The organism is Desulforapulum autotrophicum HRM2, from assembly GCF_000020365.1.
Lineage (GTDB): Bacteria > Desulfobacterota > Desulfobacteria > Desulfobacterales > Desulfobacteraceae > Desulforapulum > Desulforapulum autotrophicum.
The window spans coordinates 526890-542836 of the sequence record NC_012108.1; the positions used below are offsets into that span (position 1 = coordinate 526890).

Below are 15947 nucleotides of genomic sequence, written 5' to 3' on the forward strand. Positions count from 1 at the left end.
AAAAAGGGTGGAGACAGCTGTGGGAAAAACAATACAGGAAATTGAAAACAACGCCCTTGAAGCGCTGGACAAGGTGTTGGGAATAGCCGAGGTGGAGGCCCTCTCCACCCGCTATCTGGGTCGAAAGGGTGAATTAACCACTTTTTTGAGGAATATTTCAAAGCTTGACGATGATGAACGGCCAATGGCAGGCAAGGCTGCCAACATTCTCAAGATAAAGCTTGATGCTGCCTTTAAACAGGCCCTCGACCGCTTTTCTACGGATGACGGGGCTATATCATCCATTGACATTACCCTGCCTGGCAGGCCCCAACTGAGGGGAACGATACATCCTGTCACCCGGATCACCAAAGAGATTTCAGATATTTTTCTGAGGTTGGGGTTTGACATTGTAGAGGGACCTGAGGTCGAGACCGATTACTACAATTTTGAAGCCCTGAACATCCCGAAGTACCACCCTGCACGGGATATGCAGGACACCTTTTATGTTTCAGACTCCATCCTTCTCCGGACCCACACCTCTCCGAACCAGCCGCGGGTAATGGAAAAGGTGGATCCTCCCGTTAGGATGATTGCCCCGGGTAAGGTCTATCGGTGTGATTCCGATTTGACCCATACCCCCATGTTTCACCAGGTGGAAGGGTTGATGGTCGATAAAAACATTTCGTTTGGCGACCTCAAGGGGACGCTTTCAACCCTGATTCATCAGATTTTTGACAAGGAGACTTCCCTCAGGTTCAGGCCCAGCTTCTTTCCGTTTACCGAGCCAAGCGCCGAGGTGGACATCCGCTGTGTCATGTGCAAGGGTAAGGGCTGCCGCATCTGTTCCTGGACCGGCTGGCTTGAGGTCCTTGGGGCTGGAATGGTTCATCCTGCTGTGTTTGAAAACGTGGGTTATGATACCAGTGTTTATACGGGGTTTGCCTTTGGAATGGGGATCGAGCGTCTTGCAATGCTGAAATACGGGATTGACGATCTCAGAAAATTTTTTGAAAACGATATGCGCTTTTTAAGGCAGTTTTAATATGAAAGTCAGTTTAAGCTGGTTAAAGGAATATGCGGCAATTGAATCTGCGCCTGAAGAAATGGCTGCAAAGCTCACAATGGCAGGCCTTGAGGTTGAGTCGGTCGTCAGTAGATTTGATTACCTTGACAGGGTTGTCGTGGCCAGGGTTGAAGCGGTCATAGAGCATCCCGGGTCCGATCATCTCCACTGTTGCCGGGTCAATGTGGGTGATACTTTGTTGAACATTGTTTGTGGTGCGCCCAACGTCCGGGAGGGGATGGTTGTTCCCTGTGCCATGGTCGGTGCTGTTCTGCCGGGTGATTTTAAAATCAAGAAGGGCAAGCTCAGGGGAGAGGTTTCCGAAGGCATGCTCTGTAGCGCATCCGAACTCAGGCTGGACTCGGACGCATCCGGGTTGATGGACCTTGACGCTTCCCTGGAACCGGGAACACCCCTGGTTGATGCCCTGGCCCTTGCCGATGCCGTGTTCGAGATTGATCTTACGCCCAACAGGCCCGACTGTCTCAGTGTGATTGGTGTGGCCAGGGAGGCTGCAGCATTCCAGGATCCGCCTGTTCGTTTGAATGTTCCTGGGACAATTCTTCCCGTAACAGATGAAAGTAAACCGGCTTCTGTTTCCATTGACGATCTGGTGCGGGTTGATATCCTTGATCCTGAGCTCTGTCCCCGCTATTGTGCCGCACTTCTGGTTGATGTTACCGTGGGTCCTTCTCCCTTCTGGCTTCAGCAGCGTCTTGAAGCTGTGGGCCTGACCCCTATCAATAATGTTGTGGATGTTACCAACTACGTGATGATGGAGACCGGGCAACCCCTCCATGCCTTTGATTTCGATTTCCTGGCCCAGGGTCGCATAGAGGTGAGGGCGGCAGGAGGGTCATCAAAATTCACCACCCTGGACGGCAAGGAACACACCCTTGAACCTGACATGCTGATGATTTGCGATGGAGAGGCCCCCGTGGCCCTGGCAGGTGTTATGGGTGGACAAAATTCTGAGATTCTGCCGACAACCACCCGTGTTCTGCTGGAGAGCGCCTATTTTAATCCTGTATCCATACGCAAGACCGCCAAGCGTACAGGCATTGCCACCGACGCCTCCCACAGGTTTGAAAGGGGTGTGGATCCCGTTGCCACCCGGGCAGTGCTTGAGCGGGCTGCAGTGCTCATGGCGGCTGTTTCAGGGGGTGCCTTGGCCAAGGGTGTCATTGATGTAAACCCCCTGAAAAGTTCCCCTGTCCAGATTTCACTGAACGTTGAGCAGCTCAACCGGCGGTTGGGGACGGACCTTGGTACCGATCAGATCAAGACGCTGCTTGAATCCGTAGAATTCAGGGTTGAGGATCAGGCCGAGGGTGTTCTATCCGTTGCGGTTCCATCTTTCAGGGTTGATGTCACAAGGCCCGAGGATCTTTCCGAGGAGGTGGCAAGGCTCTGGGGATATGACAATATTCAAACCAGCTTTCCAGCCGTAGCTCCTTCAGGCCGTCAGTTGTCTCCTAGGATAGCCTTCCGGGAAAAGGTCAGGGATTGCATGGTTGGGTTTGGTTTCAGTGAAGCGGTCAACTATAGTTTTACCAGTGCAGAATCTGTAGATCGCCTCAAACTTGATGAAAACGATTCAAGGCGTTCGGTTGAACGTCTTCTTAATCCCATCTCTGAAGAAATGGCTGTCATGCGCTCAACCCTTTTGCCCTGGCTTTTTGAAAATATGCGGCGTAACCATGCCCAGCAGGTCGAGACCCTGCGCCTTTTTGAAGTGGGAAACACCTTTATTGCAGAGGGCCACGGGGTTCAGCCCCGGGAGGTTGAGTGCCTGTCTGCTATTTTGACCGGATCAAGGGTTGTTCCTTCCTGGCACGCCAAAGCCGTCGAAGTCGACTTCTTTGACATCAAAGGGGTTGTTGAAGGTTTGTTGTCGGACCTGGGAATCAAAGGGGTTCGTTTTAGTCGGGCAACCCGGCAGGACCAGCCGTATTTGAGGGTGGGTAACGGTGCCTGTATCGAAGCAAACGGTCGCTTGCTCGGGGTTGTGGGTGAGGTCGCTCCGGATGTTTTAAAGAATTTCGGGCTTAAGCAGACGGCATTTGTCTTTGAGCTGGACCTGGAAGGACTTCTTGTTTCAGCGCCGGAAGCCATTGTTTCAAAACCGCTGCCAAAGTTTCCGGCCATTTCAAGGGATATCACCTTGATTATTGATGGGGATCTGGCAGCCGCAGATATCATGGATGAGGCAGCCGCTTTTGTTCAGAAAGAATCTCTTGTTGAAGATGCATTTTTGTTTGATGTCTATGCGGGCAAACCACTTGCTGAGGGCAAACGGTCTATTTCCTTGAGGGTTGTGTACCGGTCGTTGGACAAGACCTTAAAGGAGAAAAAAATCAAGGGACTGCACGAACGTATTTCAAAGCATTTGATTGAGACCTTCAAGGCAGACCTCCCATCCTGATGGTTTTTGGTTGACATGGGCACGGCTTTATGTTAGGCTCACAAAATTAATATGCGGGTATAGCTCAGTTGGTAGAGTACAAGCTTCCCAAGCTTGGGGTCGCGAGTTCGAACCTCGTTGCCCGCTCCATTGATGATTTGGTAATACTTTTGGGCAGATGAAGGACTAACCTTTACGTTCCATTTTATTTAATTGATGAGTTTTTAGATCCAAGCCTTTTAACGTAAGATCATGTGTTTAAGATCGGGTAAGGACTTAAGAGTTGGTTTGCATCAGGGAACGGGCATTTGCCCGTTTTTCTATTTTTTAGGGGCAGGTTTTTAACCTGGCTGGATGGGGGGTTGACAACAGGGGTTTCATGAAAACACAGAAAAGAGAAACAAATCCAATTGTCACTGCAATAGAGTCGATTGCAGAACCCCTGTGTATTGCAGAGGGGTTTGAACTTGTCCATGTGGAATGCGTATCTGACCAGGGCGGGATGATTGTTCGAATCTATCTGGACAAACCAGGCGGTATCACCCTTGATGACTGTGTCCATATGACCCGGCACCTGGGAGACATCATTGACGTTGAACTTGAAGAGATCAGTGCCTATCGTCTTGAAATATCATCTCCAGGTGCAAAAAGGCCATTGAAAAAATTGGCTGATTTTGAAAGATTCCTGGGGAGTCGAGTGAAGGTTGAGGCAGTCGAACCCATTGGGGGACGCCTCAAGTTTACGGGGATCCTGAGCAAAGTCCAGGACGGGTGTGTGGAAGTTGTCGTTAACAACGAGCCTGTTGTCTTTCACTTTGAACAGATCAGTAAATCAAGACTTGCTTAGCCACATGGAGAACGCGGATGCTTATTACAGATATTAAAAGGGTTATTGAGCAGGTAAGTCGGGAAAAGGGCATAAATATCGAGGTCCTTATCTCGACCATCAAGGAGGCTGTTGAATCGGCCGCCAAGAAAAAACTGGGAACCCGGGCTGACATTGAAGTTCACTATGAGGAAAAAAGTGGTGAGGTTGAAGTCTTTCAGTTTAAGGAGGTTGTGCTGGAGGTCAATGACCCTGATATCGAGCTGACCCTGAAAGACGGTCAGCAGTATGATCCGGCCTGTGAGATAGGAGACAGCCTGGGAATTAAGGTGGACACTTCCGAATTCGGCAGGATTGCAGCCCAGAGCGCCAAACAGGTCATCATCCAGAAGATGAAAGAGGCCGAAAGAAATGCCGTATATGAGAATTTTATCCATAAAAAGGGTGAGATCATCAATGGCATTGTTCAGCGCATTGACCGGGGAAACATTATCGTTAATCTGGGGCAGGCAGAAGCTGTCCTGACTTCCAGGGAGCAGATGCCCAGGGAGAGTTACCGGCGGGGAGATCGTATACGGGCCTACATCCTGGATGTGCTCGAAGAGGCAAGGGGTTCCCAGGTTATTCTTTCAAGAACCCATCCGGAATTTGTTGCAAAACTTTTTGCCACTGAGGTTCCGGAAATCGCAGAGGGTATTGTTACCATCCGGGGCACAGCCCGTGAGGCCGGTGTCCGTTCCAAGATTGCTGTCAGTTCCACTGACTCAGATGTCGATCCGGTCGGCGCCTGTGTCGGCATGAAGGGCAACCGGGTTCAGAGCATCGTTCAGGAGCTTCGGGGAGAGAAGGTTGATATTGTCCCATGGAATCCCGATGTGGCCAAGTTTGTGTGCAATGCCCTGGCACCTGCTGAAATTGCAAGGGTCATCATTGACGAAGACAACCGAAGTATGGAGGTGATCGTCCCGGATGACTTTCTTTCCATTGCCATCGGAAAGAACGGCCAGAATGTCCGTCTGGCGTGTCGATTGACAGGCTGGCATCTTGAGGTGATGAGTGAGGATGAGTACAGCAGCGAACTCAAACAGGGATACGACTCGTTGATGTCGATTCCGGGTGTTTCCCTTGCCCTTGCTGAAAAGCTGTTCAAGGGAGGGTTCAGTTCCTTTAAAGATGTCTCCCTGGCGAATCCAGGGGATCTGATATCCGTGACGGATCTTTCCGAGTCAGATGTTGAGGCCCTTGTCCTCAGGGCAAAAAAAATGCTTGAAGCGGATCATACCTCTCAAGTTGAGGACGGTGATTCTGAAGTTCAGGAGAATGAACCTGAGGCTCGGGAGAATGAAGTGGGTCAAGGTGCTCCTTTGCACGATGATCAGGCTTCGGAAATTGTCCAGGACTCGTCTGAAGACACATTGTCTGCTGAAAAAAAATCGTCTGAAGTTCAGGGTGAAGTCCCTGGCAAAGATCTGGAATTGGGCGAGTAGACATTATGATACGATAACTATATAATGCCGGCATTTACCTTGGCCCACCCGTTTTGATGGTGTGGCCAGTTAGATGACGGTTTTTAACAAACAGAATATGATTTATATTTGGGGGGAACCAATGGCAAAAATCAGGGTTTATGAGCTGGCCAAAAAGCTTAATATGACGAACAAAGCACTGTTGACAAAGCTTAAGGCTATGAACATAGAAGCGAAAAGCCATATGAGTTCTCTGGAAGACGATACAGAGGCAAGGGTTCGAGAGAGCCTGCACGGCATGAAGAACAAACAGGCGGATACCCGGGTGAAGTCTTCGGTTATTCGAAGGAGAAGGCCCCCCAAACCAGAGCCTTCTGTCACTGAGCTCCCGGATGATGAAGCTGCTGGGAGCAATGGGGCTGCTGAAGAAAAGATCACAACCCCAGGCCCGGTAACAGGAGATGAAATGACCGAAACGTCAACCCCTGCACCTGTGAAATCGAAAATTCCCCTAAAGGCGCAGACTGATTCGACCAACCGGCCAACCCCTGAGGACCCGGTGGTCAAGGCAACTGAATTAAAGCCTAAAAAAGTCACCAAGCCAAAGAGTTCTCCTGCCAGGGTCATTCTTAGACCTGACACTCCAGCTAAAGAAGAACCCACCAAGGCCAAGGAAGTACCTGCGGCCAAGGAAGTACCTGCGGCTAAAGAAGCACCCAAGGTCAAAGAAACGTCCAAGGCTGTAAACGTGTCCGAGGATGAAGTGAACCCGCTCCCGACCAAAAATGTTGAGCTGAATTCTGGAGATTCCAAGCCCGATGGCGCTTTGGAAGAAAAATCTGAAACAGATGAAAAGGCTTTAGAAAAAGAGCCAACAATCAAACAAGAGGATACTATCCTGGAAGATAATCATGCTCGTAAAGAAGTCCGGTCCGTTGCTGTAGATGATGACGATAAAAACCTAGACACGGCCGAGGCAAAGGACAAAAAACGGAAAAAGAAAAAGGTTCAAAAACGTTCTGAACCGGCTAAGATAATTAAAATGGCTGTTCCCATTTCCGTTCGTTCACGAAATAAGGTTAAAACCGAGGCAACCCAGGCCCCGACTTCCCCCCAGCGGCCGAAGGTCCATCCCAAACCGGCAGACAAGGGGCCTGCCAGGGCCCAGGCCCATAGGCCGGACACGGGCAGAGATGCCGTTGTATTGCCTGGCGAAGGTGATGGGGAGGTCAAGCGGAGTAAGAAAAAAGAGTGGAAGAAGAAGGGCGTGGGTGGACCTGGCGTTGAGTTTGCTCCCAAAGGTGCCCCCAGAAAGAGAAAATCCGTTGTTGAGGGAAAGGATCTTTACGAAAAGGGTCGGTCAGGCAAAAAGGGTCGCAGAAAAGACGGCAGGGTCAAAAAAACCAAGACCATGAAGACTCAGATTACCGTTCCAAAGGCCATCAAACGGCGTATCAAGATTGACGAGGTCATTGAACTCTCTGAGCTTGCAAAACGAATGGGCATCAAGGCCAATGAGATGATCGTAAAACTCATGGGTATGGGTGTTATGGCGACGGTAAATCAAACCATTGATTTTGACACGGCATGCCTTGTGGCCGCCGAGTTTGATTATGAGGTGGAAAAAGCGTCCGTTGAAGAGGATATCGTCCTCCAGGTCCAGGAGGCCGAGATTGATCCGGACAAGCTAGTTTCCAGGCCGCCAGTTGTGACCATCATGGGTCATGTCGACCACGGTAAGACCTCCCTTCTGGATGTTATCCGAAAGTCCAAGGTGGCTACAGGTGAGGCCGGCGGCATCACCCAGCATATCGGGGCCTACCGGGTAAAGACAAAAAAAGGTACCATTACCTTCCTTGACACACCCGGTCATGCGGCCTTTACCTCCATGCGCTCCAGGGGCGCCCAGGTTACTGACCTCGTTGTCCTTGTGGTTGCAGCCGATGACGGTGTCATGCCCCAGACGATTGAGGCCATCAACCATTCAAAGGCGGCAAATGTTCCCGTCGTGGTTGCTGTAAACAAGATGGACAAACCTGGTGCTGATCCCGACAAGGTCATGCGTGAGCTGTCCGAGCACGGACTCCTGGCCGAGGATTGGGGTGGGGACGTCATTTTTGCCAAGGTTTCAGCAAAGACAGGCAAGGGTATTGACGGCCTGCTTGAAATGATTCTTCTTCAGTCTGAAGTGCTGGAACTTAAGGCTAATCCAGATAGCCCGGCCACGGGCCATGTAGTTGAGGCCAGGCTGGACGCAGGAAGGGGACCGGTTGCTACGATTCTGGTCAACCAGGGAACCTTGAAGGCTGGACAGCCTGTTGTGTGCGGTCTTTACTCCGGTAAGATCCGCGTGATGATTGACGACATGGGTGATGATGTTGAGTTTGCAGGGCCCAGCACCCCGGTTGAGATTGTCGGGTTGAGCGGTGTACCCGAAGCCGGCGATGAGTTTGTCGCCCTTGATTCTGAAAAGGATGCCAAGCAGGTCAGTGATTCAAGGATGCAGAAACAGCGGGCCAAGGTCCTTGCCAAGAGGAGCCGGGCAAATCTTGAAAAACTTTTCGAGAGCATGGGTGCAGACGAGATAAAAGAGCTTAAGCTCATTATCAAGGCCGATGTCCATGGAAGTCTGGAGGCCCTCAACGATTCGATTATGAAGCTTGCCCAGGATGAGGTGGATATCACCATTGTCCATTCTGGTACCGGCGCCATCAATGAGTCAGATGTTTCCCTTGCCGCTGTTTCCGACGCCATCATCATCGGATTTAACGTGCGGCCGACTCCCAAGGTCCGCAGCATGGCCAAGGATGAGAACGTGGATATGCGTTTTTATGATATTATCTATAACGTGATCAACGATATCAAGGCTGCCATAACCGGGCTCATGCCCTCAACCTTCCACGAGGTCATCATTGGAAGGGCCGAAGTTCGCGATACCTTTGTTATTCCCCACAAGGGCTTGACCATTGGTGGATCTTTCGTTCTCGAAGGAAAGATTGCCCGGGGTTTCAAGGTCCGCCTCCTCCGGGATGGAGTGGTGAAGTGTGATTCAACCCTGTCTTCCCTCAGGCGCTTTAAGGATGATGTGAAGGAGGTTGCCCACGGGTACGAGTGCGGTATCGGCATTGAGCGCTACAACGACATCAAGATCGGTGATATTTTCGAGTGCTATGAGATTGAAGAAAGAAAGGCCCAGGTGGAGCAGATAAAGGAATGAAGCCATATCCAAGATCCGAAAGAGTTGCAGCAAGAATCCAGGAAATTCTTTCGGACTTAATCAAGAAAAAGGTCCAGGATCCCAGGATTGAACTTGTCACCATCAGCAGTGTTCGGCTTACCTCGGATCTGAGAATCGCCTATGTTTATTTTTCCGTGTTCGGCGATGAAGCCAGGGTCGAAGAAGCAACCCAGGGGCTTAAAAGTTCCCATGGATTTATCAAGCGCCATGTGGCATCACAGTTGGGCCTTCGTTACATGCCGGAGCTCAAGTTCATCCATGACCAATCCTTTGACCGTGGTACTCACATGGATCAACTGCTTAAATCTGTTTTAAAGGGCGACGATTCAGAATAATGAACAGCGGAATTCTTGCCGTTGACAAGCCTGGGGGGATATCCTCGGCCAGGTTGGTTTCACGGGTAAAGCGGTGCTTGAATGTAAAAAAAGCCGGTCATACCGGAACCCTGGATCCCTTTGCGACAGGCTTGATGCTGTGCGGAATCAACAGCGGGACAAGGATTTCCAGATTTTTGCTTGGTGGTCCAAAACGATATACCGCCACTCTCTGCCTGGGGGTTGAGACAGATACCCTTGATTGCACTGGGGTTAAGGAACAACCGGCCAACCCCACTACTGTCGCTGCCATTACCCCCGATCAAATCATCAGGGTGGTCAATACCTTTGTGGGTGTCCAGATGCAGCAACCTCCCGTGTATTCAGCCCTTAAGCATGAAGGACAGCCCCTTTACCGATTGGCGCGCCAGGGCAGGCCTGTGCAAAAGCCCTTGAGGCAGATAGAGATTTTTTCCGCCTCCGTTGAAGCAATTGATCTTCCCCATGTGACCATTAAGGTTCACTCTTCCACTGGAACCTATATCAGAAGCCTTGCCCGGGATATCGGATCCGCCCTTGGCTGCGGTGCCCACCTGGTTGAGCTTAGAAGAACCGAATCCTGCGGATTCTCCGTGGACAATGCCGTTCCCCTGTCCGATTTGGAAGCCATGGACAAGGATGAGCCATTGTCACGTATCGTTCCCATGCACGAGGTCCTCTCGTTCATGCCCTCTTTTGCAGCAGATATGCAGATGGTCAAAAGAGTGGGGTTTGGCCAGGATATCGGTCTTGAAAAATTGATGGCTCCCCCCGAGGACCCCCGATCGTTGTTTGTCCAAATCCTTGATCCCCATGGTGCCCTTGCAGCCGTGGTCGAGTATGACCCCACCCTTGATAAATATAATTATTGTTGCGTTTTTAACCGTTAGCATTTAACATAGCACCGTTTGGGGAGTATTCGCTGATTGCCCTCCATGCAACTTGGTTGTCTGAATGGAATATTGGATAACCATTCTTAAGTTAACGTCCCATGAGAACGGGGGACTTTATTTGTTTATTCCAAATTAAGGAGAATTACCGTGGTATTACTGGCAGAGAACAAAGATGAGATGATTGCAAATTTTAAGCTCCACGACTCGGACACAGGATCCCCTGAAGTCCAGGTTGCGCTCTTAACCCATCGAATCAGTTATCTTACTGAGCATGTGAAAGTGCATAAGAAAGATCACCATTCAAGAAGAGGGCTTCTTATTCTTGTTGGAAGGCGTCGCAGTCTTCTTGATTATCTCAGAAAAAAAGACATTGAAAGATATCGTTCACTCATCGAAAGACTCGGTTTGAGGCGATAGATTCAACGAACCGGCCTTCCATTCGGGGGGGCCGGTTCCATTTAACCCACAGGCGGCAACTCTTTGGCAGATACCTGAATAAGTTCGCATATGCAGCATAAAAACCGATTTGATTTTTATGCTGGAGGTGCGGGTTTATTCTGTATGAAGATGCTTTCTGAGCCGCCTATATTACAGGAAAAATTATGGAACAGGTATTTAAAACCGAACTTAACGGTAAAGAATTCAGTCTTCGTGCCGGAAAAATAGCAAAACAGGCCTCCGGGTCGGTTATTGTTCAGTACGGAGAAACCATCGTCCTGGTCACAGCTGTTGCGGCCAAAGAGGCAAGGGATAGCGTCTCTTTTCTTCCCCTTACCGTCGAATATCAGGAAAAAATTTATGCTGCCGGTAGAATTCCAGGCAACTATTTCAGGCGGGAAATCGGAAGGCCCAGTGAAAAGGAAACCTTGACAGCAAGGCTCATTGACCGGCCCATCCGTCCTTTGTTTGAAAAAGGCTGGGCAAGTGAGATCCAGGTAATTGCGACGGTTATCTCCACGGACAAGGAAAATGATCCTGATGTACTTGCCCTTGTGGGTGCTTCGGCCGCACTTCAGATGTCAGACATCCCCTTTGCAGGACCCATTGCAGGCCTCCGGGTTGGTCGTATAGACGGCAAGTTTATTGCCAATCCCACGGTTCAGGAGATGGAAAACAGCGATATTGAGCTTGTGGTTGCAGGGTCCAAGACCGGTGTTGTCATGGTCGAAGGCGGTGCCGACGTTGTTTCCGAGGCTGATATGCTCGAAGCGATCTTTTTTGGCCATCAAGCCATGCAGCCCCTGATCCAGCTCCAGGAAGATCTTAAAAAGGCCCTTGGAAAGGAAAAACGGGCCTATACACCTCCTTTGGTTGATGAAGAACTGATGGCAAAGGTTGTTGAACTTGCCCAGGACAAAATTCATACGGCCGTACAGACCCAGGGTAAATTTGAACGGGTCAAAGCCCTTGACGATGTCAGGACCGAGGTGATCGAGACCCTTGGGGAGGCTTTTGCCGACAGAATCAATGAGATTAAGTCCATGTTCGGAGATCTGGTCAAAAAGGTTTCAAGGAAAATCGTTCTGACCGAAAACCAGAGAATTGATGGACGTGCCTTTGACGAGGTAAGGGAGATCACCTGTGAGGTTGGCGTCCTGCCAAGGCCCCATGGTTCAGCCCTGTTCACAAGGGGAGAGACGCAGGTCCTCGGGGTGCTTACCCTGGGATCCGGACCAGACGAGCAGAGAATCGAAACCCTGAATGGAAACGAAACCCGGAATTTCATGCTCCATTATAATTTCCCTCCCTTTTCCGTTGGTGAGTGCAGGCGTGCAGGCGGACCGAGTCGCAGGGATGTGGGCCATGGTAATCTTGCCCATCGCGCCCTTGCAAGGGTTCTTCCAGACCAGGCCGATTTTGAGTATACCATCCGACTTGTGGGCGAGGTGATGGAGTCCAACGGCAGCTCCTCCATGGGAACCGTGTGCGCCGGGACCCTGGCTCTCATGGACGGTGGTGTGCCCATTGCAGCCCCTGTGTCCGGTATTGCCATGGGACTTGTTTCCGATGCTGACAACACCGTTGTCCTCACCGATATCCTTGGGGATGAAGATCATTTTGGAGACATGGACTTTAAGGTGGCTGGAACTGAACAGGGCATTACGGCCCTTCAGATGGACATCAAGATCAGGGAACTTCCCAAGGCTGTTCTTGTCAAGGCCCTTGACCAGGCCAGGATCGGAAGGCTTCATATCCTCAAGCGGATGCTGGCTACCCTTGAGATCCACAGGGACAAGATGTCTCCCTATGCGCCAAAGATTATTACCGTCAAGATTAACCCGGATAAGATCAGGGAAATCATTGGCCCTGGAGGTAAGATGATTCGATCTATCCAGGCCGATACCAACACCAACATCGAGGTGGATGACTCAGGTCTGATCAAGATTGCCGCCGAGAATCAGGAAGATGGTGAAGCTGCGGCAAAGATTGTTTCCGACATCGGTATGGATCCCGAAATCGGGGGTATTTATGAAGGTGAAGTGGTGAAAACAACCGATTTCGGTGCCTTTGTGAGGATCAAGACCGGAACCGACGGCCTGGTTCATATTTCTGAGCTCGCCAACCACAGGGTCAAGAAGGTGACCGATGTGGTCAAGGAGGGTGAGGTCATCCGGGTCAAGGTGCTTGAAATCACCCGGGACGGAAAGATTCGTCTCTCTTGTAAGGCTCTTGAGGAAGAAGAAAAATAGTGGATTCCCCCTGCTTATCCATCTGCCCCCTGGCAAGTGGCAGCAGGGGGAACTCTGTTTTTGTGTCGGGAGGATCCACATCTATCCTGGTGGATGCAGGGCTTTCTGGTGTTGAACTTGAACGTCGCATGGGATCAAGAAATCTTCTTCCGGAAGACCTTTCAGCCGTGGTGGTGACCCATGAGCACACGGATCACATCCAGGCTGCCGGTGTGTTGAGCCGTCGCTATAACCTTCCTATTTATATCAATTCAAAAACTTACGCAGCAGCGGCCAAAAAGCTCGGCCGTGTGGATCGCATCACCCTGTTTGAGTGTGGAAGTGCGTTTCACATAAACGATCTTGAAATAACCCCCTTTTCCATTTCCCACGATGCCGTTGATCCCCTGGGAATGACGGTGGAATTCGACAGGGTGAAGCTTGGCATTGCAACGGATCTCGGCATTGCCACCCATCTTGTGAAACAGCACCTCCATGATTGTTCTCTTCTCTATGTGGAGGCAAACCATGATCCCGGGATGCTTGATCAGGGTCCATACCCCTGGTACCTGAAGCAGCGGGTAAAAGGCCGTACCGGACACCTGTCTAACCAGGAGGCTGCATCCCTTGTTGCCGAAGTCAGAACCCAGGCCCTTGCCCATGTGATCCTGGCCCATCTGAGTGAGCAGAACAATACGCCTGAAAAGGCACTCCAGGCCATGCACCAGGCCCTGAACGCCTCGTGTGTAACGGTTGAAGTGGCAAGACCGGATATGCCCGGAGCCCTTATAAGCGTCTGATTCTCCTAAGCCAAGGTCTTTTTATCGTCGAGCATCTCCCTTATCTGGTCCATGAACCGGGTTTCCTTTTTTGTGGCAACAGGGTCTGCATGGACCAGGGCTTCAGCGATTTGAATGGCGGTCAGCCGGTTCTCAGCCCCGCGGATCAGTTTGGGGATGGCTGAAATGGCCCTTTGCTCATCAAACTGAAGTAGTTTCACCTGCTCCTGCATTTTCCTTTTGAGTGACGCTTCCGTGGTCCGGGTCATGATGTTGTGGAAGGTGACCAGCTGCCTGATATATCGAAGCTCCTCCTGGTCGATGGCGTGGTCTGCCCCCATCAAGGCCGCCATCATTCGAAGCAGTCCCTTGATGAATCCGCCGCTCTCCATGGCAGCCTTCATTCTCTGTTCCGTTTCGATCTGTTGCTTTTTTTCCATGGTTCGTTTGAGATTTTTTTCTTGTTCAGTGATCTCGTCCATGCGGTATTTAAACGAATCTTGTACCAGGCGGTTGCCATAGATGGTCCTGAAACAAAGCTCCTGTGCATCGTCCCTGAGATCACTATAGGTGTGGAGCAGATCTCCCACGGCTTTGGCACTGCTTGTTTCCAGGTCTGAAAACGGGTTGTCCGGAGTAACTTTTCTTCGGTTTTCCTTGATAATTGGTGCTAAACGTTTAAACGGGAGCATCCAGGGGTTGTTGTCTGAAAAGGCGTAGCGAGACCAGCGAAGGGGGTTGGACTGTCTGATCAATTCTGCGGAAAAAGGCGTTGTGAACGCTTTTACCCAGGGGCTCACAAAGGTCCTGTACATGGTGTCGTTAAAGTTGGACGCCGCTGAAACGGCACGAAAATCTCCTTCGTTCAACGCGCCATCATCCAGGGCAAGGATGTCGTCCATGGTGCGTTCTTCAAACTTGACCGTGTACGCCTCGGTTTCAGCCGGGTCCGCATCGTCCCTGATAACCATTTCGTAAAGGCCTGGTGAAAGGTATTCCATGAGATCAATGCTGCTGATGATCTCCATGTGTTCTTTTTTAGAGACCTTGCCTGAAACAAAGATACCCAGGTGACCGATGGTCTTGTGGAGAAGGTAGACAACCACCTGTCCATGGGTTTTGAGTCCATCAACCGAGCCCCATACCTTGATGATCCAGTTAAGGGCCTGCTGGGGAGGGGTGATGTTATCCCCACTTGATGCAAACACAAGAACTGGATCTTCAATGTTTTTAAGATCGATCCGTGTTCGTTCATCCAGTTCCAGCAGTCCCTGTTCAAGCCGGTTGCCCACAAAGAGGTTGGACACGATAAAGTGGATCTCCTCGGCAGTCATATAGTAATAACCGTTCCACCATCGTTCGAATTCAAGGTAGCGGTGCTCTTCTGTGTCGATTCTGGCATAGACATTGTACTGCTTTGTCCACAGGGAGTTGGCCGGATTCAGGTCTTCAAATCCTGCCACAAGGTTTGCCCCGTCAAATTTTCCATTCCCGAGATCGCTGAAAAGTGACGTCATCCAGGTGCCGCCGGTGAGTCCTCCCTTGTAGCGCATGGGGTTTTTCCCTTCAACGCCCGCCCAATAGGAGAGGGGAGAACCGTTGAAAACAAGGGGACCTGTGAGGTCCGGCCGATCGGCCCCGATAAGGGCTGCGGCCCATCCGCCCTGGCAGTTGCCGATCAGGGCCGGTTTTTCCGCATCCGGGTGAAGCCGGTTGATTTCCTGGAGGAATCTGACCTGGGTACGCTGGACATCGGCCAGGGTTTGACCCGGCTCAGGCTCGGGGAAAAAAAGGATGAAATAGACGGGATGGCCCAGGGTCAGGGCGATACCGATCTCCGAGTCTCGCTTAGAGCCGCCGATGCCGGGCCCGTGACCAGCCCTGGGATCCAGGATGACAATGGGACGGCGTATGGAGGTGGAGGTCCGGGTTTCTTGGTCAACTTGAACAGCCCTTCGTTCTTTGTCATCGTTTGCCTTGAAAACAGGCTGGTGTCTGCGGTTGATGATCCTGGCAAGGGTGAAATTGACGGGCTTTTCAAAATTGCGTCCATCCATGACGATTTTATAGTCAAAGGTAAGGACCGGCGGGTTGCCCTGTGCCAGGTGCTCGTTGTAGATGTTTCCCCTTTTTCTCAAGGTGTCCATGAACAGGACCCCTCGCTGCCAGGCATCGTCAACGTATTCCCACAGATCTTTGAAAAAGGCTGATCCCGGATATTCCATAACGGGGTGCTGTTCCATCTTTTACTCCTGTGCTGCTCCTGTATGAAAA

The 15947-nt window shown here is 50.9% G+C and carries 11 protein-coding genes and 1 tRNA gene; 11 read left to right on the forward strand and 1 reads right to left on the reverse strand.

Annotated features, from left to right (window positions below; genetic code table 11):
* Positions 1-19: 19 nt before the first annotated feature.
* The 11 genes from pheS (at position 20) to HRM2_RS02325 (ending at position 13694) form a co-directional block, all read left to right on the forward strand.
* Entirely contained in the window at positions 20-1024 is a 1005-nt protein-coding gene (gene pheS / locus HRM2_RS02275; RefSeq protein ID WP_148214543.1) for a phenylalanine--tRNA ligase subunit alpha, read from the forward strand.
* A gap of 1 nt (position 1025) precedes the next feature.
* Positions 1026-3470 (forward strand): phenylalanine--tRNA ligase subunit beta, encoded by a 2445-nt coding sequence (pheT, locus tag HRM2_RS02280; RefSeq protein ID WP_012662826.1) that lies wholly within the window; start codon positions 1026-1028, stop codon positions 3468-3470.
* A gap of 53 nt (positions 3471-3523) precedes the next feature.
* A tRNA-Gly gene (locus tag HRM2_RS02285) sits at positions 3524-3599 on the forward strand.
* 229 nt (positions 3600-3828) lie between these two features.
* Complete coding sequence (locus tag HRM2_RS02290) at positions 3829-4296, forward strand: ribosome maturation factor RimP (protein ID WP_012662827.1); 468 nt, start codon at positions 3829-3831, stop codon at positions 4294-4296.
* A gap of 17 nt (positions 4297-4313) precedes the next feature.
* Positions 4314-5762, forward strand: a complete 1449-nt coding sequence (gene nusA / locus HRM2_RS02295; RefSeq protein ID WP_012662828.1) for a transcription termination factor NusA — start codon at positions 4314-4316, stop codon at positions 5760-5762.
* A 121-nt stretch (positions 5763-5883) separates the two neighbouring features.
* A complete protein-coding gene (gene infB / locus HRM2_RS02300; protein WP_012662829.1) occupies positions 5884-8958 on the forward strand; it encodes a translation initiation factor IF-2 in 3075 nt (1024 codons plus the stop codon).
* A complete protein-coding gene (gene rbfA, locus HRM2_RS02305; RefSeq protein ID WP_012662830.1) occupies positions 8955-9314 on the forward strand; it encodes a 30S ribosome-binding factor RbfA in 360 nt (119 codons plus the stop codon). Before infB ends, rbfA begins: the two co-directional genes overlap by 4 nt.
* Positions 9314-10222 carry a tRNA pseudouridine(55) synthase TruB gene (gene truB / locus HRM2_RS02310; RefSeq protein ID WP_012662831.1) on the forward strand — a complete coding sequence of 303 codons (909 nt, stop codon included), beginning with the start codon at positions 9314-9316 and terminating at the stop codon, positions 10220-10222. The genes rbfA and truB overlap by 1 nt, the downstream gene beginning before the upstream one ends.
* A gap of 150 nt (positions 10223-10372) precedes the next feature.
* The gene (rpsO, locus tag HRM2_RS02315) at positions 10373-10642 is read left to right on the forward strand and encodes a 30S ribosomal protein S15 (protein WP_012662832.1); all 270 of its coding nucleotides are present in this window, start codon (positions 10373-10375) and stop codon (positions 10640-10642) included.
* Between the two features lie 185 nt (positions 10643-10827).
* The gene (locus tag HRM2_RS02320; protein WP_012662833.1) at positions 10828-12915 is read left to right on the forward strand and encodes a polyribonucleotide nucleotidyltransferase; all 2088 of its coding nucleotides are present in this window, start codon (positions 10828-10830) and stop codon (positions 12913-12915) included.
* On the forward strand, positions 12915-13694 hold the full coding sequence (locus HRM2_RS02325; protein WP_187149323.1) for an MBL fold metallo-hydrolase: 780 nt from the start codon (positions 12915-12917) through the stop codon (positions 13692-13694). The genes HRM2_RS02320 and HRM2_RS02325 overlap by 1 nt, the downstream gene beginning before the upstream one ends.
* 5 nt (positions 13695-13699) lie before the next feature.
* Here HRM2_RS02325 and HRM2_RS02330 read toward each other — a convergent pair whose 3' ends face one another.
* Complete coding sequence (locus HRM2_RS02330) at positions 13700-15916, reverse strand: DUF3141 domain-containing protein (protein WP_012662835.1); 2217 nt, start codon at positions 15914-15916, stop codon at positions 13700-13702.
* Positions 15917-15947 lie beyond the last annotated feature (31 nt).

Bases quoted from the DNA above. Each gene is read 5' to 3' on its own strand.
- rbfA (WP_012662830.1), top strand. From the start codon at position 8,955: ATGAAGCCATATCCAAGATCCGAAAGAGTTGCAGCAAGAATCCAGGAA.
- HRM2_RS02330 (WP_012662835.1), bottom strand. From the start codon at position 15,916: ATGGAACAGCACCCCGTTATGGAATATCCGGGATCAGCCTTTTTCAAA.
- nusA (WP_012662828.1), top strand. From the start codon at position 4,314: ATGCTTATTACAGATATTAAAAGGGTTATTGAGCAGGTAAGTCGGGAA.
- pheT (WP_012662826.1), top strand. From the start codon at position 1,026: ATGAAAGTCAGTTTAAGCTGGTTAAAGGAATATGCGGCAATTGAATCT.
- HRM2_RS02290 (WP_012662827.1), top strand. From the start codon at position 3,829: ATGAAAACACAGAAAAGAGAAACAAATCCAATTGTCACTGCAATAGAG.
- HRM2_RS02320 (WP_012662833.1), top strand. From the start codon at position 10,828: ATGGAACAGGTATTTAAAACCGAACTTAACGGTAAAGAATTCAGTCTT.
- infB (WP_012662829.1), top strand. From the start codon at position 5,884: ATGGCAAAAATCAGGGTTTATGAGCTGGCCAAAAAGCTTAATATGACG.
- truB (WP_012662831.1), top strand. From the start codon at position 9,314: ATGAACAGCGGAATTCTTGCCGTTGACAAGCCTGGGGGGATATCCTCG.